The following is an 18,053-nucleotide window of genomic DNA, read 5'->3' as shown; positions in this document are numbered from 1 at the left end:
GCTACTTCCCGCTTTTAGCTGCTGTCTTAGTTGTTTTAGTTTCCTTAGCGCTGTCTGCATCATCAGCAGATTCATCCACTGCAGCTTTAGTTGCTGGTGTTTGTGGAGCTGGTCTGTCCTTAATAACGAATTGAATACCAGCTGTCTTAGTCTTTAACAGAAGCACATCGTTATATGATTGTTCATAGTAAAGGTAATTACCGTTGGTAGCTGCACTTGGGTCATCAAAACCAGCAAAAGAGTATTTTTCTGGCGCAATTTGAACGCCGTTATAAATCAACATCATTTCAATTTGCTTAGAATCATCAATTGTCTTTGCACCTACAGTAAAATCATATGCTGTGTGCATTAAATCTGATGGGATAACTACGATTGTAACTGAGTCTAAGCTGTAAACTCTACGTTCAACAGAATTAGGGTCTTTAAGAACCAATTCTCTATTCATTACTTCGGCACGCTTTAAAATAGCGTTAACTTCTGGTGTGACATATAAAAATCTATTTTGTGCAGGGATACGTGCTTCATCAAAATCAAGCATCATATTATCAAAAGCAGTTAAAATGTTTTTCTCATCAAGAGTATCTGTTGTAATTCCCTTGCCACTATCCAATTGCTCTTTTTCTTTGAACAATTTACTAAACATAAACTTGTCCATTTCAGGCATTTTTTCGTCGATATTGAATTGACGAGTAATGTTCGCCATTGTAGTAACGTAATTAGTTTCATCAACATCTGATGGATCAACTAAGGTACTCCAGTAACGTTCATTTGTAATTTCATAGGAATCCCAATCATTGGTGTAGTTTGCTCGGATATCTTCAATCGTTCTACGTTTTCTATCACGTCGACCTTCTTCAATGGTCAATCTTGGAAGCTTAATGTGTTTAGCACCGTCAAAATCAATCAAACTATTACTTGGTGAATTCCATAAAGGTGAAGTATATAAGTATCCATCATAAAATGCTTGTTGTACTGCTTTCTGATATTGTTCTGCGTAATTAACTGTTGCCATATTTTATCTATCTCCTTTAAAAATATTAGTCATGATGGCTACTGGATCAGGGTCTGTATTGCCGTCACCACCTTGCGGTTGATACGGTTCTTTACTTCCCTGGTCAAACAGATAGCCATCTGATTTTTGTAATGAATTAATTTGATTATCTAAGCCTTCAAGCTCGCCCTTGTCATTGATCTGTATATCGTCCATATTCAAAAGAGCTTTAGCTGCCTTGGTATTACGAACCTTAGCTTTACCTAATGCACTGTCTACCGCGCTATTGAGCTTGGTTTGTTGCAATTCTTTTGATAGATTTTCTGTGTCCTGCTTATACTTGGATTGCAAATCTTTGAATTGGTTAGTAAGTTCCTCGTTATCACCTGCCTGCTTTTTGAGTGACTTCAAATCTTTATCTCGTTCAGCAATTTGTGATTGCAGAGACTCATTGGTCTTATTCAGTTCGTCAATCTTGGACTTTGAGTTTTCAACATCGGCACCATGTAGGCTCATTACTTTGTCAATTTGTTCATCTGTTAGATTCAGTTTTTTAAGTTCTTCACGTTTCATTTGTTTGTCCTCTCTCGCTTTTTTTACGTGTGGCGAACACAAATCAAGGCATAAAAAATAAGCCTTTTTACGCCATGCTTGGGGCAATTAAAAAAGCAGCTGTTACGCTGCTTTAATTTTGAATCAATAATTCTGCTTTTTTAATGATTTTTTTCAAATCATTTAGCCATATGTCTTTTTTTGTTTCATCGTATGCTTCCGTAAACTCAGGAATAACATCATTTAAATAATCTTCCATTTTAGGATTATCTATTGCCAGTTGATCCGTTTCATCTGCAAAATAATCTTGAATAGTAAACACATATGTTTCTAAATCAGTATTATTAAAAGCCCTATTCAGTATATCTATTGCTTGCTTTTCACTTTTTTTCAATTTTATCCCACCTACTTCCTGGCTTTCGTTGACGAATTATAGTAACCACTTTACCAGTAGTTGATTCTTTAATTATTGCTATTTTATCATAATACTCTATTAATCTATTATTTCTTGTGTCAATATAATTGGCTGGCATTTTTGCCACCCTCTTAATAGTTTCATAATTATATAAGAACCTTCCATTTTTCTTCTGTTGCATACGAGATGCATATTGCAATGCTGCATGTCCAGAAACTAGAATACCGTCATTTTTAAAGGAAAAGTAAGCTTCTTCAGCAATATTCCTTTTAGTTATGGACTGAGTTTCTGTTTTCGATTTTCTTATATAATCAATAGTCTTGATATCATTACTTAGCTTTTCATATTGTTCACTTTTTCTATTTAAAGAAAACAATTCTCGCTTTTTAGGTGCATGTTCGCCAAGCAAGGCTTTAATTTTCCTGTATTTAGGTTCATCTACATACTGTTTCTTCCACTCGTTGAAGGTCATATTTTCAACATATTCACCCTTACCAATTTCAGGATCACGAGCCCTCCTTTCAGAACTGTCTGGCAATCCGTCAATGTATGGCATTGTTGTACATCTACAGTATGGATGTATTAGGGGATAATTTAAGCTTTCAACTTTGTCTTTTAATTCAAATACTTGGCCATCTAAATGAGCACATTCTTCGCACGTATGTGCCTCCAGTGTCGCTAAATATTGGTATTGCTCAACTCCTTCTTCTTTGTATGCTTCGGCTGTTGCAGTTTCAGCTACGTGTCCCATCTCGGTAATAACAAGCCTATGCAGTTGATAGTCTTCAACGTCTTTTAAGCGTTGGCGCATCATCTTGAATATCTGCTCATGGGAATGACCCAACACAGAACCACGTAACAGTACATCGCCTAGCTCATTTGGCAGTGTTTCCGTGTATCTCTTCCAGATACGTTTTGAGAAATCACTGCCACGCCATGGCTTGTGCACAATTGCTTTTACCTGGTACTCATTAACATTTGCAAAGTTACTAGATAATTTAGCTTGCTCTAATTGTGTCAAATAGATGCTATGCATGTACGTTTGCTGAAACTGATTAATTAAACTATTCTCCAATTTATTTGTTTCAGATGTAGCGTATTGAGCTAACAGGTTAGTTAATTGCTCGTCTATGTTCTCTAGTCTTGATAATTGGCTGCGGAAATACTCAGCGTCTAATTCCTTATCAAATCCGCCAGCTTTAGCCTTGGCTTTGAATTCTTTCAACGTCATATGCCAGTCGCGTGTGCCAATGGTTGACAGTATTTTACGCGCGTCTTTAACGGTAATTTCCTGATTAGCTGCATATCGTTTAAGCCAATAATCAACTTCTTGCTCCAATACCTGCTCGACTTCTTTTAGTCTAGCCCGCATTGCCGTTTCATATTCAGCAGTGTTCTGAAGTTGCTGTTCTTTTTCATACAAAAAACGACGTTTCCAATAATCAACTTCTCTCTTGGTCGTCATTATTGTCACCGCCGCCGTTTAGGTTGTCTGGATTACCATACTCATCATTACGATTCTTAAGGTCTTCCTGTTGGTCTTTCAACTCTTGTTGCCAATCTTCAACAATTGGATTTGCCTTAGCAATCGCCTCTTTGCTAGTCCAATTTGCCAACTGACTGACCACTTGAGCTTTTTCAACGTCATTCTGAATAGCTGTTCTAGTCCAAGTTTGTTCGATTGGTCTACTATCAGCGTCAGGCACATGTAGCCAATTCATGATTGCACGTACTAGCTCTGTAAGTGCGTCCCTGAAATATGCTTCTGTTTTAGCTGCTTTTAACTCAAGGTGAGAATACAACATCTTAATTGCCGTACCTGTGGCATTGTTGGTCTTAAAGTCAGTTGGGTCAATTCCCTGTGCATGAACAAAGATGTTAGTCTTAGTAGTTTCAAGCATTGAGTTGCGGGCTTCAGTTGGTATGTCAACCGCCAGTTGATCAACTCCTGAATCATCTCCGGCACCCATACTTCTTATTTTAATGGACTTATATCTGAGTAAATCTTTCCTGAATTTATCCAGGTCTTGTCCATCTAAATTTTTCAGGATTAAAAATACCTGCTGAATATCATCTAAATCGTTAACATAGCCATTATAGATTTTGTCATAGACATCTATCAGACCTTTATAGTGGTATAAATCAGGCTGCTTTTCTTTGTTTTTAGGAAAGGCAATAAACGGTATCCTACCTAGTCCATGATGGTTGACACTCGATGTACCAGTTTCTACGCCTGTCGTTGCATCATAGATTGCAAATCTATCGTCCAACGGTTGAAGGTCAGTAAATTGTTCATCTTTCGATTTAAAAGCTGTAACTGTATCCTTGTCCCAATACTCATGCACCCAATGATACTTGGCTGTGTCTGGATTTAACTCTTTATATGAACGCCTAAGTTCAACTAACTTACGATTTAAATCAGTAGAATAGATAGGCGTAATCTGGTCAGGTGGCACAATTGCATATCTGAATTGACCGTCTATATCAATCCAATAGTGCAACCATGCTATACCTGCATTAGCTGCATCCACAACTAATTCATTAAGCCTTAAACCAAAGTTATCGCCTAATGTGTTTTTGATTTGCTGATTTAGTTTATCGTCATCAACATCAATAGTTGGCGGCTTGGTAGCTAAATAGCCTGCTTCTTGATCAACTAACAACTGGTGGAAGTTTGAGCTTACTCTGTTATCAGCTGCTCTAAAAGGATTTTTGCTTTCTTTACCAGCATCTTCTTCTTTAGTTTTGGATTCGCCATTGTTCTTTAGAGTAATATCATTTTCATTCAGATAATATCTTTTAGAGGTACTATATCGTTCTATAAAATTTTTACGTCTTGCTTGCGTATTTTGCAGCAGTTTCTTCATAGCTTCTACTTCCAAGGTTCGAAACCTCCTTTCTGAATTAATCTTTCAAGTGCATAACGTGTAGCGTCCATTGTGTGATCATTGCCATCTGGGTATCCAGATTTGTAGTTACCGTTCAAATCAAGCTCAAATTCATAGCCCGTAAATTCTCTCCACGCATCAGGACACCTGACTGGATCAATGACAATTTCTCGTAAGTCTTCAAGCCATTTATAGCCGTGGTCGCGTGAGCCTGGTCCTTTGCGAGCACCGTATATGTTCAAGCCTAAATCACGGTACTCGGCAATTGTTCCGGGTGAAGCTGAATCAGCAATCACCGGTTCGTTAAGCGGATTGCGTTGCTTAATCATCTCAACGGCATCACGGTTCTTTAAACCTACACGTTCGAATTCATCGAAAATAAAAATGCGACGTCTTGCCGCATCCCAATATATTTTTACGTAAGCTGTAGGGTCATGAGCGAAACCGAAGTCCAATCCGTGATAAACCTTGTCAAAGGTAGCAATCTCATCATCAGTAATGGCACGTGTCGTGATATTATTGAACACCTCCGCACCAGTACCGGTTACTTCTCCCAGATATTCATGTCGATAGGCTTTCTCATTATCCTTTTTTAGCTGCTCTGCATCTGCTATAAACTCAATACCCAGCCATGCTTTAGGTACCGAGCGGTAATCAGATAAGTTAACCAACGTATCATCACGCATCTGCTCACTGTCTACTGCCTGATTTACCCAGTTAGATTGCCTAGCTGGTGGATTGTAAGAGTAAAACGTTATGATACCGGAGCCACCACGTCCTAACGACTGGTTGATTGAACGGATTTCTTCCATTCCTTTGAATTCCGTAACTTCTTCGAAATGCTTGAATTTCGTGTAACCTTGCCTAAACGTTTGCGACTTTATCTTACGTGGGTCGTCTGCACCCTTAAATCTAATCTGTTGACCGGTTGGTTTAAAGGTTAATTGCATCGGACTAACTGACGATTGCCAGTATTCATCAACATGCAATAGGTCAATCGCCCACAGATACTGCTCAAATACAGAATCACGTAACGTGTTTGCAACCTTACGTAAAACAATCGCATTGGCATTCTTGTCTTGCATCACGCCTAAAACAATCATGAGCGAAATAAAAGAGGACTTGGTCGAGCCACGTCCTCCTTTGAGCCAATAATTAGCATGCTTTTTGTTATTGATATCCCAAAACAAGTCATAAAATGCAGGCGATACGTTCTGTTTAAGACTTACTTGCATTGCTATCCTCCTTTGGAATATCAAAATTGATGTTTACTGAAGTGTCACCATCATTGTTTTGCTCCTTGAGCCATTCAAGTAGCTTGTCACGTGCTTTCGTCTTGTCGTACAGCTCAATTGTTGCACCATCTTTACCCTTGGTTATCTTCTTGATTAAGGAAGTGTCCACTTTGTCTTTATCTTTGAAGTACAGATAGCTGTGATGAATAACAACCTGATTGCCGTCAGTATCAACAACCGGTTTTGGTTTTTCTTCACCGTATTGCTTTTTTGCTAGGTTCTCCGCCCAACTACCAAATTCAAGGTAGTTGCCAATATCTGCTTTGGCTTCCTTTGCTACGTCTTCAATTAGGTCTAAGGGTTCAATTGCTAGTTCTTTTAGCTTAGCCTCACGAATTTGCTTTATCTGTTTTTGAACGTGAGCATTTCTCAGCAATCTAGGACCATTTGTTTTTGCTGTTTGATAATCAACTTCATAAACATTAATGTAAGCCTGTGCTGCATTAAAAAGGCGTAAGTACTCTAGTACAAACGCCTTTCGTTTATCTGTTAAATTACTTTCATTTAGTTGCTCAATCGCTGCACTTGTTGGTGTTTTTGGGTGCACCCTTTTCGGCTTTTTAGTGCACCCTTTTTTTGCATCTTTTCTTACCCAGCCATATCGAGTGCGCCATGACTTTACAGTGTTAAAAGATACACCATATTTCTCGGCAATGTCCTTATATTTCATGCCCAACTCATAGTCATGTTGCGCGGCTATTCTTTTTTCAGAATCAGTCACATCATTTCACCACCTCCTTATAAGTTATTTCATTTAGTTCAAAAATTTATATAAATAATAATCTTTTTTCTGCACAAGATAATCTAAAGTATCCAGCATAGAAACTCTTGACTTTTTTCTAAATTCACATGATTAGCTTTCCCTATTACTATTTCTAAATATTCCTTATCTATTTCCATAAATTCATCTACAAGTGTAGTTAACTTAATTCTATTTTCTTCTTCAAATAATGAGCGATTAAGGTTAACTAAATTAGAAAACTCTGTAATTTCTTTGTCCAGTTCTTTTTCTGATTCATTGATTCTTTCTATAACTGTTGATGGTATATCTTCTGAAACAAAAAGTTCCATAATATTATTTAAATGATTAATGTTTCTATACATACCCAACAACAAATGATAAAGCCTTTCAAAAGTACGTGAATTTTTTAATGCACTTTGCCGATTATTTTGTTTCCTTGTTATTCGTGCATTTGCCCTCACAGAAACAAAATAAGATAATACAGCCGAAATTACAGCTGAAATAACAATAGGCCGTAAAGCAGAAACTAATGTTGACATAATTTTTGGCATTTTCTCTTTCTATACATAAATTTCGATAATTCAGTTAAACTATTTTTTTCTTAAGAATATTTCTTCCGGACAAAACCAAATTCCATCATATTCATCTTTTTCTAAATGTATTCTCTTCTTATCGGCATCCCAGCATCTAGTGCAGTAGGGTACTTCTTCATCCTTATAATAATAAACCCCCTCAGTTAATTTGATATTTTTGGCAAAATCTTCATCATCTTTTTGCTTACTAAGTTGATCTTTAAGGTCTATGTTCTCTTGTATCAAATTCATAGTTCTATTTTGCAATTCTAAGATAACATTTGTTAGCTTATAATCTTTAGCTTTCTTTGCTAAGCCTATAATATCTTTAAACAGTTCTGAAAAATCCGCATAGTTCATAATAAAATTTCCTTTTTTCGTAACCAAATGTCCTTTTAAATATAATTATCACTTTACCATTATATTATACGCAGAGTGCACCATAAAATTAAAGACAATCACTCTCGCGGCATGTTTATTTCAGTAGTATAATTATTAATGTAAATATTATATCTGACATGGTAATCACCCTCGGCTGATTCAATCCAATGCAATTGGATTATAATCAAGAGAGGTGATTACCTTTTTTTGTTTAGCCAGCACAAAAAGCCTTAATCCAAGGGATGCATTTCGTGATAACTGTCAGCAATAACTCGAATAATTATAGTAATAAAGAAACCACCGACCTTGCCAATTGCCCAAAGATTAAATACAGCAACCGTGAATAGCCACACACTATTCGATAATGCATTCCAAATATTGTTAAACATTGTTTCTAACTTCCTTTCGAATATCAATATAAATCTTGGTTGATAAGCAATCAGCAACTTATAAAATTAGAGCAAACAAAAAGACACATCTATGTCTATAAAGCGGACATTTATGTGTCTTTGTTGTTAATGCATCATTTGTATTAAAGCTTGAGTTACTACTTTTGAGACATTGATTGAGTTTTCTTTAGCCCAATCATTGAGTCCCTCTGGAATAGTAACATTTCGTCTTACCGTTTTTCCATATCTTGCTTGCCATTTAGTCATATTAACATTTACCCAAGATGTCTGTTGATTATCCTCTAACTTCCATTTTTTAGGATCTTGAACTTTTGGATATTCTTCATCATCTATAGCTGTAGCAATTGCATCGCTAGCATTTTCCAATGCTTCCGCTATGCTGTTACCATCTGCAACTAATCCTTGAATATTGGGTGATGTTACCACAAAATAATGACCAGATTCATCATTGTATTCAGTTAAAATAACTGGATAACTTAAAATAACCTGTTCCATCTCTACTCATTCCTCTTATTCTATTTTTGTTCATATTTTATTCCTGCTTGCGAATATATAGCTCTTTCAGTACCGATTTTAACATCTGCCCCTAAATTATGAGCAGAAACAATAACTGTTCTACCAGTTTTTTCGTTAAAATATTTAATATGGCTCCCACCATTATTTTTCTTTGGCTTAAAACCATTTTTTTCTAAAACGCGAATAACTTCGCGCCAATTTTTTGTCTTGCTCATTTAAGAGCCCCCTTTTTAAAAAAACGCCTACTTTTCTGCCCATTGTGTGTACCTCTTTAAAAAAACTATTTTTATACCTTTTAGATTATTCTCTTACTAAATTTCTTTTATTCCTTTTAAATTATATCTTTTATTATACACACTTTAATGTGTATTTCAACCTTAATGCTTTTTAATTGAAATATATTTTTAAAAAATCAAACCCACATCAACGTTTTTGAAGATTGTTGTTTATTACGGCACCAGGAATCGAACCTGATTACAACCATTGCCGTAGCTCTTAAGTTAATTTATTGATTAATTTAAGGAGGAATTAATTCATGAACAAAACATTCAAAAAAGTTTGTAGTAGTTTAGCGTCATCTCGGACGATCAATTAATAGCTGTTAAGAATTACCCTTAATTCTCGACAATACCATAATAACCTTATATGTCTCTGATTAACCTATGGTCATTCTCTGATGATTTTATGGTAAAACTCTGATGAAACTCTGATTTTCAAATTACCTTTGCTTCATCAAAAACTCTCAAGTCTTCAATAGACGCATGGTCAATCTGCCGCCAATAATCTAACCGCTCGGCGAACTCGACCAAGGCAGCATTTTTTAAATCATAATATCTAGCTGACTGATATCCCAATCGCTCGGCTATTTTGTTATCCGGGATTTTTTTAATGAAATACAGATACAGAATTGTGCCAGATGGATAACTGCAGCTGCTAATAGCGTGGTCAACAGCCTTGACACAGTTTTGCGCATCAAGATTAACCACCATTCGTTCATCTTGATGGTTAAGTCCGTCATGACCACCAACATTGTTAGGGTCAAGTGTTGGACTAGATATATCGCTAAGATGCTTATTTGCCAGGTTCAAGTAATGATTGAAATCGTCTGCAAAAAATCTCTTAACTGCTTCAGCCGTTTTACTTTTATTTATTTTTGCTTTGCTAAACAAGGTAAACTCCACAACTCCAATCATTATTTTTCACCTATCAATTTTTAACTAATAACTATCCTTTGTCGTCATCCCACGTAGCCGTAATCTCTACCCTAGGCTCATCTGCGTACCATTTTTCTACCCTAAGGTCTATTACCTGTCTGTCGTCCTGATAAAGCCCCTCGTGGACGCATACAGCCTTGTGCAATCTATGGTCCACTTTCATCTTAGGATTTAGTCCGTCAAGCACAATCTTTGCAATGTTGTCACTATCGGGCTTTTTTGTTGGACGTTCATCCCCTGCTAGACACATCTCTTTGCGTTTCTTCGAATATGACTTCGGTATACTGAAATATGCTTTAATCTGCAGTCGCATCTGCTTTGCTATAGGCTTAAGGCCATACTTTTGACGTTCAGCTAATGCGTGATATCGCACTAACTCTTCATATTTAAGCGTCTTGGTCGGCGTGTATGTCCTTACTCCTTTGGCTGTCCTAGAGAACCTTGGCCGTGCCTTACTTGCAGGCTCCCTTGGGATAATAATCGTTAGACTACTCACACAATTGCTCAATCCAATCTCTATTCATTTTTATTCTCCTCATCGCTTAGTATTTTTTTCAGCTTAAAGCAAGCAAGGCATAATTTTGTTAGCGATAGTACAAAGAAAATCACTGTTACTGATAAAATGAAAAATGCTACTTTTGTCTTCCAAATAAAAGTTGCAGCGGCTGCTATTAGTATTGCAACAAACCAGAACGTACAGCTGCCAACTTTATCACTGATTTCTTTCTTCAAATCATCTTTTATCACTTCTGTGCCCCTTTCTAGAACGGCAAATCGTCATCACTAATGTCTACCGTATCTCCACTACCAGCAAACGGGTCTGGCGCTGTAGCAGTATTAACATTGCTGCTATTGCTGTAGCCATTACCGGTGTTTCCTGCATTGTTAGTTTGATTCTCATTTTTTGACTCAAGTAACGAGAAACTGTCTACCACTACTTCGGTGACAAACACCTTCTGGCCGTTGTTATTATCGTAACTTCTGGTTTGTAATCGTCCATCAATACCAATCAATGAGCCCTTATGAGTAAATTTGCATAGGTTCTCTGCCGATTTTCTCCAAATCACGCAATTGATAAAATCTGCTCCACGATTGCCATTAGCGTCTGTGAATTGCTTATTTACAGCAATCGCAAACGATGCCACCGATAGCCCGTTTTGCGTTGTTTTTAATTCAAGGTCACGTGTTAAGCGTCCTGTTAATACCACTCTATTAATCACTGATTTGCTCCTTCTTCAATCTCAACTATTGCTTTAAAAATAGGTAATATCTGTTCTGGCATTACTGCATTACCTACGCATTTAAGTCTGTCCATCCCTTTGGATAGCCCATCATCATTTCGCCGAAGTCGGCTGCTTGATTGGCTGAGTATCCTTGCACCTGCAGATAATACGTGTACCTGGTCTGTCCATTCCGTTTTCCACTCTTGGGCGTCAAAGACCTCTGGATACTGCCTATTACATCTGTCTGACTTACTTTTATCCAAGCTTGTCCGTCTCCTGCCATTGGCGTTGGCCACAATGAATGTTCGCAATCTTTGATGTGGGGCACCGACGGCTGTAGCTGGTAGTACAAACGTCCTTGTTTCGTAGCCTTCGCTCTCCAAGTTAGATAACGTTCTGTCGAGTTCCATGTTGGCGAAGTTAGCAACATTCTCTCCAACAACCCAATCTGGCCTGATTTCTTTGATAATTCTAAACATTTCAGGCCAGAGGTCACGGTCATCTTCCTTGCCTCTGCGCTTCCCGGCTGTACTAAATGGTTGGCAGGGGAACCCTCCTGAAACAATGTTAATTGCGTCTGCATCTATGCCCTCCTCTCCTAGTGTTTCTTTGTTGATTTTCCTTACATCTTTCAAAATAGGTACATTCGGAAAGTTTTTTTCTAGTATTTTCACTGGGTATTCTTCAATTTCGGATAGGCCGACAACTTCTATACCAGCCATCTGCTCGGCCAAAGCAATACCGCCAATACCTGCGAAAAGTTCTAAAGCTCGCATTTTTCTTTCCCCTTAATAAATACCGACCACCGTGTTCTTCCCCTACGGTCACCCAATATAGGTTTCTGGCCAATTGCTTTAAATACATCACTGAAAGATATTTGATCGCTTGACCATTTAAAAAGTAGCGTACCTGTGGGTTTTAAGACTCGCATACACTCAGCAAAGCCATCACTAATGTAGCTTGGCCAATCATTCTTAGGTAACCGACCATACTTAATTTTTAGCCAGCTGTTATCGCCTGCGTTTATCAAATGCGGTGGGTCAAAAATCACTAAATCAAATTCGTTGTCCTCAAAGGGCAATTTCCTAAAATCGCCAATTATATCTGGATCAACTACTACATTGCGGATATAATCACGGTCTTTAAATTGGCCAACTTCTGAACGGTTATCCATGTAAGTTGTGTGTGGCTCGTGCTTGTCATACCAGAACATCTTAGAGCCACAGCATGCATCTAGTATCTTCATTAGCCATTTGCTCTAACTGATAAAATGTTGTTTATGTTAATCCAAACTTTGCCATAATCCGATTCGGTTAATTCAAGGAACTTATCGCCTTTACCTTGCGTGGATCGTATAAGGTCACACACTCGACCATAATTTTCTTCGACATCGTATTGCGTACGGCTGTCATCCATTTTTATTGTTGTCATTTACTAGCTCCTTTCAGGCTAATGGTTACCTTAATTCATCTAAACTAATGCTTAACGCATCAGCAATTTTACATACTTTACTAAAGCTAGGTTCCTGCCCAGCAAATTTATATTTTTTCAATGTTTCATAATTTACATTAGATTCCTTGGCTAACTTTGCTAAAGACCAATGCTTTTTGTTCAAAATAATTTGTATTTTATTCCACAACATCTTGTGCCTCTCGTGTATAATAGTACATATATTTAGTGTCTGATTAATTTTTAAAAGGAGATTTTTTATGGATCCAGAAAACCTACTTAGTTATTTACCTCAAAGCACTATAGAAAAACTACTAAATCCTACTGCTAAAAATATTGGTGACACCTTAGGTGAGATTTCAAAATTTTTATTATGGCCAGTAAACATAGGACCATCATGGGCTAATGCACATATAGAAAAATTTAAGCAGTCAATTATTGATAATGTAAATAAAATTCCTGTGGAGAATAAAGATCTTTCTAAAGCAAGCTTAGCTATGAAAACTATAGAGGATTCTAAATATCAATTAAGTGACGATAACTTGAGAGAAATGTTTGCTAAACTTGTTGCTGCTTCTATAGACAAAAGGAATAATCAAGGATTATCACCTAGATTTTCAAATGTTTTATCGCAATTTAGTCCAGAAGATGCTGAGTTTCTTATGCAAATTTCAGCTAATATTTTGGTTTCTATACCTACTGTTATATTTTTTAGCCGAAAGGATGATGGCTCAGGCCGTAAATATGGAGATCATTTTATTGCTCCAGATAGATCAACAGCTTCTTGGTTTCAAAATGAACTAAGTTTAAATAATCTTGTATCGCTAGGGATAATTAATCAAAGCGATGACGCTTATTCGACTCATGATACAGATAAATCATTTTATGATTCTGCTAAAAAATCATCTGAATTTTTAAGTTGGAGTAATAATTTAGTTACTTTCTCAATTACAACCTCTGAACCCACTATTAAAAAGGGATTTATAGAATTCACAACTTTTGGGAAAAAACTAACTCAAATCGTTATACAGAATTAATTAAAAATTTGATTGCTTCGACCTGCTCAGCTGTAAAAACTGTATGTCCAGCAATAGAATCCTCACAAACCAATTCTTTATGTTTATCCATTTTAAACGTACCAATCTTATCGGATTGTGGCGTTTTTTTATTTTCAATTTTTCGTTTTCCCATTACGCTACTTCTCCGCGCTCAATTGTTGGTAGTATGTTGTTTTGCTTTAGTAGCTCATAGATTCCTAAACGTCCCTTTTGCGTCCATTTCGTGTTGACTACTGCTTTCTCTGTACCGTTAGTGCACTTTACCATGTGTGTTTCTGAATGTGTCCATCCTAGTCGCTGATACTTGGTGTACAGTAACCAAATGTTGCCCTGCTTGTACTGAACGCCTAGGCTATGTAGTTTCTTGTTCATTTCAGCGCCACTCATGCCATAATCCTTGGCAATGACTGTTATTGTCATTAATGCCGGATTAGCTAGTATTGTGTCGTAGTACGTTGCTTTAGGTTTAAGCTCATTAACTTGTTGTTCAGCAATCAATCTGCCTTCACGCTCATTTTTAAGCTGCGTTGCCAACTCTATGATTGTGTCAGGATCAGTTAGCACTTCTTCGATTTTCTTGTCAGATAAGTAAGCCTCATGCTTACGTAACGAAGGCAATACTTCACTGGTTACCCAACGTTTGAATTTTTTAGCGCTCGGAAGCTTGCTGCTTAAAATTAAGCTGTAAAGTCCTGACTCGTTAATCATTGTCGTTCTTTGCTTTCCACCGGGGGTGTCCAAAATGGACCCCCCTTTGTCTTCTTCGTCAACGTGCGTTCTGATTGCTTTTGTAGGATTACCATATCCTAAGATTATGGCTACATCCTTGCCGGCAAAATATGGTTCACCATCAACAGTCACTGTTCTTACTTTCTGATTTTCGAAAGTAAATAATTGCATGTCGTTCATTACGTACCTCCATTGTGTTTTTCTTCAAAGTTTCTAAAAAAGTTCTTCAAATCATCCGAGCTAACATTTGTTTCTGTGCTTGCCTGATGCTTCGACCAGTCCGTTCCCTTTTCGACTCGTTTAGTGCCATATTTTTGATATTGACTTGGATTAACTGATTTTTGATTAAGATAACTCTCAAATTTAGGCCCAAATAATGTTGTTGGCCTTAAGTACTTCGACATCTCTGGATTGCTAATCCACTCCGCTACTTTTTTATCAATCACAGCTATAAAGTCAGCTAGTGTATATCCTTCTTTTAGTCGAGCATCAATTACTCTCTTTGTTGCATTAGCATTGTGTTTGTAATGAACACCTGCTTTAGAATTTAGGTAGTCAATTATTTTCTTATGAACACCGTCTGACGAATTAGATGTTTTAGGCTTGTCTAAAACATTATTATTATTATCTGTAGTAATCTCTGTGTAATCTCTGGTATTGGTTTGTTCATTTTGAGCAGCTCCATCTGCTCGTTTTGAGCAGTCCGTCTGCTCATTTTGAGCAGCTCGTCTGCTCATCAATTTATCTAATTTTTCTGTGTTGATTGTGTACCATTTAGTCTTGTCAAAACCTGCTTTGTTAAAGTTTCCAGTTTCAACGATTCCCATTTCCTCCAACTTGGTAAAAGACCTCCTAATAGTTGCCTCTGACCAAAATGGAAAACTATCACGTTGCCAATTTTGATAAGTGTTATATACCCATTTTTTGCCGTTAATCAGTTTGGCTGACTTGGTGTTAATCCAGTAGTTAAGCTGTTGTGCAACAATTGACTCGTTCAGACCAATTTCAGAGGCTAATTCCATATCAACTACAATTGGGTGTTTGCTGTACAACCATTTTGATTTCATTTTTCCCCCTAGAACAAGTCGAATGCTTCTTCCTCTGACGTACTTTCAGGCGTTTCACTCTGATTATTACCGTCAACCAACTGCTTAATTTCATTTTCATTATTTGAATCGTTATGCTTGCTCTCCGGCTTTGGAGTTTCTTTTACAATTGGTTTAGGTTTCGCCTTATCTTTTTCGACCATAATGTCGTTAATCTTCTGATTAATGTTGTAATTGTCTAGCAGCTGTTTAATAGCTTGCTTAGTCTGAGGATCTCTTTGAGTGGTTAACCAGTGTTTAGTTTCTTGGTCATGGTTTTCAATGTAATCGTTCCAAACATCTTTGAGTAGGTGACTATGACCATATACAACAACTTCATAGCTATCTAGTTCTTTCTGGTCAAGTATCCTGACAGTAGGCTTATCAGGCTTAAGATTTTGAGCGTCATTATCATCTTCACTCGCTATACCGAAGGCTGCGCTTAAGCTATATCGCTTAGCGTAACTAATTAAACTAGCTGTCCGTTGTGCATCGCCAGCGTAACTGTTTTTGAACCAGATTCTATCGCTTAGCATGCTCCCACCAGATGCATCTACCATTACCGTCTGTACTGTTACCCCTTCTTGACTATTGTCAATGTCGAAGTAATATCCAAACACTACATTGCCATCTTTGTCCGTTACACTTCGACAAGCATCCATTACTGACTTGTCCACGTCAGCTAAATCAGCATAACTATAGCTATACGTTCCGCCATTTTTTGTGGCAACTTTAACGGTCTTAGTTCGCTTTGGCTGTTTAATCTTACTTTTAACTTGAATGAAGTGTTGGTTCCAAATAGCACGGCATTCATCTGTTCCGATAAATTCCATTAGCCTTGCACCCTTTCTAACTTGAAGCCCATGTCTTTGAGATACTTCATCAATTGATTGAATTGATACTGTGTACCGCCCAATTTAATTTTGGTCGCTCTAGTAACCAACAGAGCTGTATGATAGTCTTCCTTAATTTCGCCGGTGTTCTTATCGATAGCCTTGCCATTTTGTTCGACTATGTTTTTATTCGCTTCCGTTTTAGCCTTTTTGTCACGCTCGGCGGCTTTTTTTACATCTTCTGCGTAATTATCCATCTCTAGCAAAACATTGCTTAGAGGCTCGTTATTTAACAATTCCACCCAGTGTTGATATGGGAGCTTAAGTTGCTCCGCTTTAGCAGTAACGACTTTGATATTTTCAGCAAGTTGTTGTTGCTGCTGTTGTAAAGCATTAATTTGTTGGGCTACTTCATTTTCTGTCGCCGTAAAAGATGCAGTCTTGTTCAGCCATTTGGAATTAAAGATGATTTGCGATGGGTCAACACCTGCTGCCTGACACCACTTATCAATCTCCCCTCGTATTCTAACTTCACGCTGCTTTTTGGCATTATCTTCGTATTCGTTAATCTGATTACTGATATGCGTTGATGCTTCATCAATTTGATCAGTTAATTTTTTGATTTGAGACTTAAACTGATCGACTGGTTGGTCCATGTCCTTAACGATTGCTATTTTTTTATCGTTTAACGCCTTTTTCAGCTTGTTAAGTTGAGCCCTAGTTTCCTTTGCTGATTTTAAGTTTTCCGTGGTAACGTCATACTGAGTGTATTGGATATTAAAAGCTCCAACTCGTGCTTCCAATTTTTCATATTCTGGAAAATCAATTTTTGCCGGGTGGTAAGCAATACCATAGTCGTTATCCGCTAAAGTGATGATTTCCTGTTTTTCAGAATTGTTAACTGCATTATTCATATGCTATAATCTCCTTATACTATCTTTTAATTTAACTATGAAGTCCGATTGCCGTCGGGCTTTTTTATGTTCCTGGTAATCGTTCTGGCAGGCTTAAAACGATAATCGTTAATACCAGTCCAGCAATTGCTACAATTAATGAGATTAGCAGTGAGTTTTTGCTTTTCAGATTTATGTCTGTGTAGGTATCTAATAGGTGCTGCCATCTTTTTAAAATCCTTTCCACTACTGTGGTAACTTTGCATTCCAATCAATCTCACCTCGATGTTGTTCCATCCATTCAGCGGCTGGCTTTTCAAAAATAATTGTTTTACTACCTTCTTCCGTTCTTCGAGGATTGACCACCCAACCACCGTTTTTTACATTGACTTCGGGATATTCATCAAAAATAAACAATCTAATCCAATTGGGAGCCTTCTTACCACAGTACTTCTCAGAAAATTCCTTCATTTTAATCGTTTTTCCTACTAGAGATTCTGCAGGAACATATCCTCGCTTTAGCATAATTTGGTCAACAGCTTCACTTAAAGCTTCAACCGGTATTGGTAGGTCTATTACATTTGCCATTACTTATTTACCTTCTTTCTGAGCTCATCTAAGCTAATGTTTAGGGCATCTGCTATTTTGCACGCATTTTTAAATGACATTTCTGATCCATTTTTATAATTTCCAATGGTGCTCCAAGGTAACCCTGTTAACTTAGCCAGTTTGTAAATACTAATTTCTTTTTTGTCCATTATTTTTCTAATTTCATTCCACATATTGTGTATCTTTCTATTTGTTATT

28 protein-coding genes are annotated in these 18,053 nt (G+C 37.2%); 1 reads left to right on the top strand and 27 read right to left on the bottom strand.

Annotated elements, in window-relative coordinates:
- Position 1: 1 nt before the first annotated feature.
- The 20 genes from H3T48_RS04995 to H3T48_RS04900 form a co-directional block, all read right to left on the bottom strand.
- On the bottom strand, positions 2 to 1,012 hold the full coding sequence (locus H3T48_RS04995; RefSeq protein ID WP_232349879.1) for a capsid protein: 1,011 nt from the start codon (positions 1,010 to 1,012) through the stop codon (positions 2 to 4).
- Between the two features lie 3 nt (positions 1,013 to 1,015).
- A complete protein-coding gene (locus tag H3T48_RS04990) occupies positions 1,016 to 1,564 on the bottom strand; it encodes a phage scaffolding protein (protein ID WP_198188742.1) in 549 nt (182 codons plus the stop codon).
- A 112-nt stretch (positions 1,565 to 1,676) separates the two neighbouring features.
- Positions 1,677 to 1,937, bottom strand: coding sequence for a hypothetical protein (locus tag H3T48_RS04985; protein ID WP_198188741.1), 261 nt, complete (start codon positions 1,935 to 1,937; stop codon positions 1,677 to 1,679).
- Complete coding sequence (locus H3T48_RS04980; RefSeq protein WP_198188740.1) at positions 1,924 to 3,423, bottom strand: minor capsid protein; 1,500 nt, start codon at positions 3,421 to 3,423, stop codon at positions 1,924 to 1,926. The genes H3T48_RS04985 and H3T48_RS04980 overlap by 14 nt, the downstream gene beginning before the upstream one ends.
- Positions 3,401 to 4,840 (bottom strand): phage portal protein, encoded by a 1,440-nt coding sequence (locus tag H3T48_RS04975; protein WP_198188739.1) that lies wholly within the window; start codon positions 4,838 to 4,840, stop codon positions 3,401 to 3,403. The genes H3T48_RS04980 and H3T48_RS04975 overlap by 23 nt, the downstream gene beginning before the upstream one ends.
- Positions 4,831 to 6,081, bottom strand: a complete 1,251-nt coding sequence (locus H3T48_RS04970) for a PBSX family phage terminase large subunit (RefSeq protein ID WP_198188738.1) — start codon at positions 6,079 to 6,081, stop codon at positions 4,831 to 4,833. Before H3T48_RS04970 ends, H3T48_RS04975 begins: the two co-directional genes overlap by 10 nt.
- Complete coding sequence (locus H3T48_RS04965) at positions 6,065 to 6,862, bottom strand: terminase small subunit (RefSeq protein WP_370567529.1); 798 nt, start codon at positions 6,860 to 6,862, stop codon at positions 6,065 to 6,067. The genes H3T48_RS04970 and H3T48_RS04965 overlap by 17 nt, the downstream gene beginning before the upstream one ends.
- 83 nt (positions 6,863 to 6,945) lie before the next feature.
- Positions 6,946 to 7,434 (bottom strand): hypothetical protein, encoded by a 489-nt coding sequence (locus H3T48_RS04960; RefSeq protein WP_198188737.1) that lies wholly within the window; start codon positions 7,432 to 7,434, stop codon positions 6,946 to 6,948.
- Positions 7,435 to 7,473: 39 nt separating this feature from the next.
- The gene (locus tag H3T48_RS04955) at positions 7,474 to 7,815 is read right to left on the bottom strand and encodes a hypothetical protein (RefSeq protein WP_198188736.1); all 342 of its coding nucleotides are present in this window, start codon (positions 7,813 to 7,815) and stop codon (positions 7,474 to 7,476) included.
- A 251-nt stretch (positions 7,816 to 8,066) separates the two neighbouring features.
- Positions 8,067 to 8,225 carry a hypothetical protein gene (locus H3T48_RS04950; protein ID WP_198188735.1) on the bottom strand — a complete coding sequence of 53 codons (159 nt, stop codon included), beginning with the start codon at positions 8,223 to 8,225 and terminating at the stop codon, positions 8,067 to 8,069.
- Positions 8,226 to 8,351: 126 nt separating this feature from the next.
- A complete protein-coding gene (locus H3T48_RS04945) occupies positions 8,352 to 8,741 on the bottom strand; it encodes a type II toxin-antitoxin system HicB family antitoxin (RefSeq protein WP_198188734.1) in 390 nt (129 codons plus the stop codon).
- Between the two features lie 20 nt (positions 8,742 to 8,761).
- Positions 8,762 to 8,977: a type II toxin-antitoxin system HicA family toxin gene (locus H3T48_RS04940; protein ID WP_198188733.1), complete on the bottom strand. Its 216-nt coding sequence runs from the start codon at positions 8,975 to 8,977 to the stop codon at positions 8,762 to 8,764.
- A gap of 498 nt (positions 8,978 to 9,475) precedes the next feature.
- Positions 9,476 to 9,955: an ArpU family phage packaging/lysis transcriptional regulator gene (locus tag H3T48_RS04935; protein WP_198188732.1), complete on the bottom strand. Its 480-nt coding sequence runs from the start codon at positions 9,953 to 9,955 to the stop codon at positions 9,476 to 9,478.
- A 31-nt stretch (positions 9,956 to 9,986) separates the two neighbouring features.
- On the bottom strand, positions 9,987 to 10,472 hold the full coding sequence (locus tag H3T48_RS04930; protein ID WP_198188731.1) for a RusA family crossover junction endodeoxyribonuclease: 486 nt from the start codon (positions 10,470 to 10,472) through the stop codon (positions 9,987 to 9,989).
- Between the two features lie 20 nt (positions 10,473 to 10,492).
- Positions 10,493 to 10,723 carry a hypothetical protein gene (locus H3T48_RS04925; protein ID WP_198188730.1) on the bottom strand — a complete coding sequence of 77 codons (231 nt, stop codon included), beginning with the start codon at positions 10,721 to 10,723 and terminating at the stop codon, positions 10,493 to 10,495.
- Between the two features lie 14 nt (positions 10,724 to 10,737).
- Positions 10,738 to 11,196, bottom strand: coding sequence for a single-stranded DNA-binding protein (gene ssb, locus H3T48_RS04920; protein ID WP_198188729.1), 459 nt, complete (start codon positions 11,194 to 11,196; stop codon positions 10,738 to 10,740).
- Entirely contained in the window at positions 11,193 to 11,975 is a 783-nt protein-coding gene (locus H3T48_RS04915; protein ID WP_198188728.1) for a DNA cytosine methyltransferase, read from the bottom strand. The genes ssb and H3T48_RS04915 overlap by 4 nt, the downstream gene beginning before the upstream one ends.
- Positions 11,963 to 12,445, bottom strand: a complete 483-nt coding sequence (locus H3T48_RS04910; protein WP_198188727.1) for a class I SAM-dependent methyltransferase — start codon at positions 12,443 to 12,445, stop codon at positions 11,963 to 11,965. The genes H3T48_RS04915 and H3T48_RS04910 overlap by 13 nt, the downstream gene beginning before the upstream one ends.
- Complete coding sequence (locus H3T48_RS04905) at positions 12,445 to 12,630, bottom strand: hypothetical protein (protein ID WP_198188726.1); 186 nt, start codon at positions 12,628 to 12,630, stop codon at positions 12,445 to 12,447. The genes H3T48_RS04910 and H3T48_RS04905 overlap by 1 nt, the downstream gene beginning before the upstream one ends.
- 25 nt (positions 12,631 to 12,655) lie before the next feature.
- The gene (locus H3T48_RS04900) at positions 12,656 to 12,841 is read right to left on the bottom strand and encodes a helix-turn-helix transcriptional regulator (RefSeq protein ID WP_198188725.1); all 186 of its coding nucleotides are present in this window, start codon (positions 12,839 to 12,841) and stop codon (positions 12,656 to 12,658) included.
- Between the two features lie 67 nt (positions 12,842 to 12,908).
- On the opposite strand from H3T48_RS04900, the gene H3T48_RS04895 reads away from it, so the two are divergent.
- Positions 12,909 to 13,685: a DUF4393 domain-containing protein gene (locus H3T48_RS04895; RefSeq protein ID WP_198188724.1), complete on the top strand. Its 777-nt coding sequence runs from the start codon at positions 12,909 to 12,911 to the stop codon at positions 13,683 to 13,685.
- On the opposite strand, the gene H3T48_RS04890 is transcribed toward H3T48_RS04895, so the two are convergent.
- The 7 genes from H3T48_RS04890 to H3T48_RS04860 all read right to left on the bottom strand — a co-directional run bounded on the left by H3T48_RS04890 (position 13,672) and on the right by H3T48_RS04860 (position 18,004).
- Positions 13,672 to 13,839 (bottom strand): hypothetical protein, encoded by a 168-nt coding sequence (locus H3T48_RS04890; protein WP_198188723.1) that lies wholly within the window; start codon positions 13,837 to 13,839, stop codon positions 13,672 to 13,674. The genes H3T48_RS04895 and H3T48_RS04890 overlap by 14 nt on opposite strands.
- Positions 13,839 to 14,615: a phage antirepressor gene (locus H3T48_RS04885; RefSeq protein ID WP_198188722.1), complete on the bottom strand. Its 777-nt coding sequence runs from the start codon at positions 14,613 to 14,615 to the stop codon at positions 13,839 to 13,841. Before H3T48_RS04885 ends, H3T48_RS04890 begins: the two co-directional genes overlap by 1 nt.
- Positions 14,615 to 15,502 (bottom strand): conserved phage C-terminal domain-containing protein, encoded by an 888-nt coding sequence (locus H3T48_RS04880; RefSeq protein ID WP_198188721.1) that lies wholly within the window; start codon positions 15,500 to 15,502, stop codon positions 14,615 to 14,617. Before H3T48_RS04880 ends, H3T48_RS04885 begins: the two co-directional genes overlap by 1 nt.
- Positions 15,503 to 15,510: 8 nt before the next feature.
- Positions 15,511 to 16,353: an ERF family protein gene (locus tag H3T48_RS04875; RefSeq protein WP_198188720.1), complete on the bottom strand. Its 843-nt coding sequence runs from the start codon at positions 16,351 to 16,353 to the stop codon at positions 15,511 to 15,513.
- On the bottom strand, positions 16,353 to 17,267 hold the full coding sequence (locus H3T48_RS04870) for a DUF1351 domain-containing protein (RefSeq protein ID WP_198188719.1): 915 nt from the start codon (positions 17,265 to 17,267) through the stop codon (positions 16,353 to 16,355). Before H3T48_RS04870 ends, H3T48_RS04875 begins: the two co-directional genes overlap by 1 nt.
- A gap of 225 nt (positions 17,268 to 17,492) precedes the next feature.
- The gene (locus tag H3T48_RS04865) at positions 17,493 to 17,834 is read right to left on the bottom strand and encodes a DUF771 domain-containing protein (RefSeq protein WP_232349877.1); all 342 of its coding nucleotides are present in this window, start codon (positions 17,832 to 17,834) and stop codon (positions 17,493 to 17,495) included.
- Positions 17,834 to 18,004 (bottom strand): helix-turn-helix transcriptional regulator, encoded by a 171-nt coding sequence (locus tag H3T48_RS04860; RefSeq protein ID WP_232349876.1) that lies wholly within the window; start codon positions 18,002 to 18,004, stop codon positions 17,834 to 17,836. The genes H3T48_RS04865 and H3T48_RS04860 overlap by 1 nt, the downstream gene beginning before the upstream one ends.
- Positions 18,005 to 18,053: the final 49 nt, after the last annotated feature.

The organism is Lactobacillus sp. M0403 (genome assembly GCF_016101265.1).
In the GTDB taxonomy this organism is placed as follows: domain Bacteria; phylum Bacillota; class Bacilli; order Lactobacillales; family Lactobacillaceae; genus Lactobacillus; species Lactobacillus apis.
This window is presented reverse-complemented; position numbering and strand designations above follow the sequence as displayed.

What these genes read in the sequence shown, in the direction of transcription:
- H3T48_RS04910 (WP_198188727.1), bottom strand. Translation starts at nt 12,445, where the DNA reads ATGAAGATACTAGATGCATGCTGTGGCTCTAAGATGTTCTGGTATGAC.
- H3T48_RS04880 (WP_198188721.1), bottom strand. Translation starts at nt 15,502, where the DNA reads ATGAAATCAAAATGGTTGTACAGCAAACACCCAATTGTAGTTGATATG.
- H3T48_RS04895 (WP_198188724.1), top strand. Translation starts at nt 12,909, where the DNA reads ATGGATCCAGAAAACCTACTTAGTTATTTACCTCAAAGCACTATAGAA.
- H3T48_RS04940 (WP_198188733.1), bottom strand. Translation starts at nt 8,977, where the DNA reads ATGAGCAAGACAAAAAATTGGCGCGAAGTTATTCGCGTTTTAGAAAAA.
- H3T48_RS04935 (WP_198188732.1), bottom strand. Translation starts at nt 9,955, where the DNA reads ATGATTGGAGTTGTGGAGTTTACCTTGTTTAGCAAAGCAAAAATAAAT.
- H3T48_RS04905 (WP_198188726.1), bottom strand. Translation starts at nt 12,630, where the DNA reads ATGACAACAATAAAAATGGATGACAGCCGTACGCAATACGATGTCGAA.
- H3T48_RS04955 (WP_198188736.1), bottom strand. Translation starts at nt 7,815, where the DNA reads ATGAACTATGCGGATTTTTCAGAACTGTTTAAAGATATTATAGGCTTA.
- H3T48_RS04970 (WP_198188738.1), bottom strand. Translation starts at nt 6,081, where the DNA reads ATGCAAGTAAGTCTTAAACAGAACGTATCGCCTGCATTTTATGACTTG.
- H3T48_RS04900 (WP_198188725.1), bottom strand. Translation starts at nt 12,841, where the DNA reads ATGTTGTGGAATAAAATACAAATTATTTTGAACAAAAAGCATTGGTCT.
- H3T48_RS04915 (WP_198188728.1), bottom strand. Translation starts at nt 11,975, where the DNA reads ATGCGAGCTTTAGAACTTTTCGCAGGTATTGGCGGTATTGCTTTGGCC.
- H3T48_RS04960 (WP_198188737.1), bottom strand. Translation starts at nt 7,434, where the DNA reads ATGCCAAAAATTATGTCAACATTAGTTTCTGCTTTACGGCCTATTGTT.
- H3T48_RS04870 (WP_198188719.1), bottom strand. Translation starts at nt 17,267, where the DNA reads ATGAATAATGCAGTTAACAATTCTGAAAAACAGGAAATCATCACTTTA.
- H3T48_RS04885 (WP_198188722.1), bottom strand. Translation starts at nt 14,615, where the DNA reads ATGAACGACATGCAATTATTTACTTTCGAAAATCAGAAAGTAAGAACA.
- H3T48_RS04995 (WP_232349879.1), bottom strand. Translation starts at nt 1,012, where the DNA reads ATGGCAACAGTTAATTACGCAGAACAATATCAGAAAGCAGTACAACAA.
- H3T48_RS04860 (WP_232349876.1), bottom strand. Translation starts at nt 18,004, where the DNA reads ATGGACAAAAAAGAAATTAGTATTTACAAACTGGCTAAGTTAACAGGG.
- H3T48_RS04980 (WP_198188740.1), bottom strand. Translation starts at nt 3,423, where the DNA reads ATGACGACCAAGAGAGAAGTTGATTATTGGAAACGTCGTTTTTTGTAT.
- H3T48_RS04950 (WP_198188735.1), bottom strand. Translation starts at nt 8,225, where the DNA reads ATGTTTAACAATATTTGGAATGCATTATCGAATAGTGTGTGGCTATTC.
- H3T48_RS04990 (WP_198188742.1), bottom strand. Translation starts at nt 1,564, where the DNA reads ATGAAACGTGAAGAACTTAAAAAACTGAATCTAACAGATGAACAAATT.
- H3T48_RS04945 (WP_198188734.1), bottom strand. Translation starts at nt 8,741, where the DNA reads ATGGAACAGGTTATTTTAAGTTATCCAGTTATTTTAACTGAATACAAT.
- H3T48_RS04865 (WP_232349877.1), bottom strand. Translation starts at nt 17,834, where the DNA reads ATGGCAAATGTAATAGACCTACCAATACCGGTTGAAGCTTTAAGTGAA.
- H3T48_RS04875 (WP_198188720.1), bottom strand. Translation starts at nt 16,353, where the DNA reads ATGGAATTTATCGGAACAGATGAATGCCGTGCTATTTGGAACCAACAC.
- H3T48_RS04890 (WP_198188723.1), bottom strand. Translation starts at nt 13,839, where the DNA reads ATGGGAAAACGAAAAATTGAAAATAAAAAAACGCCACAATCCGATAAG.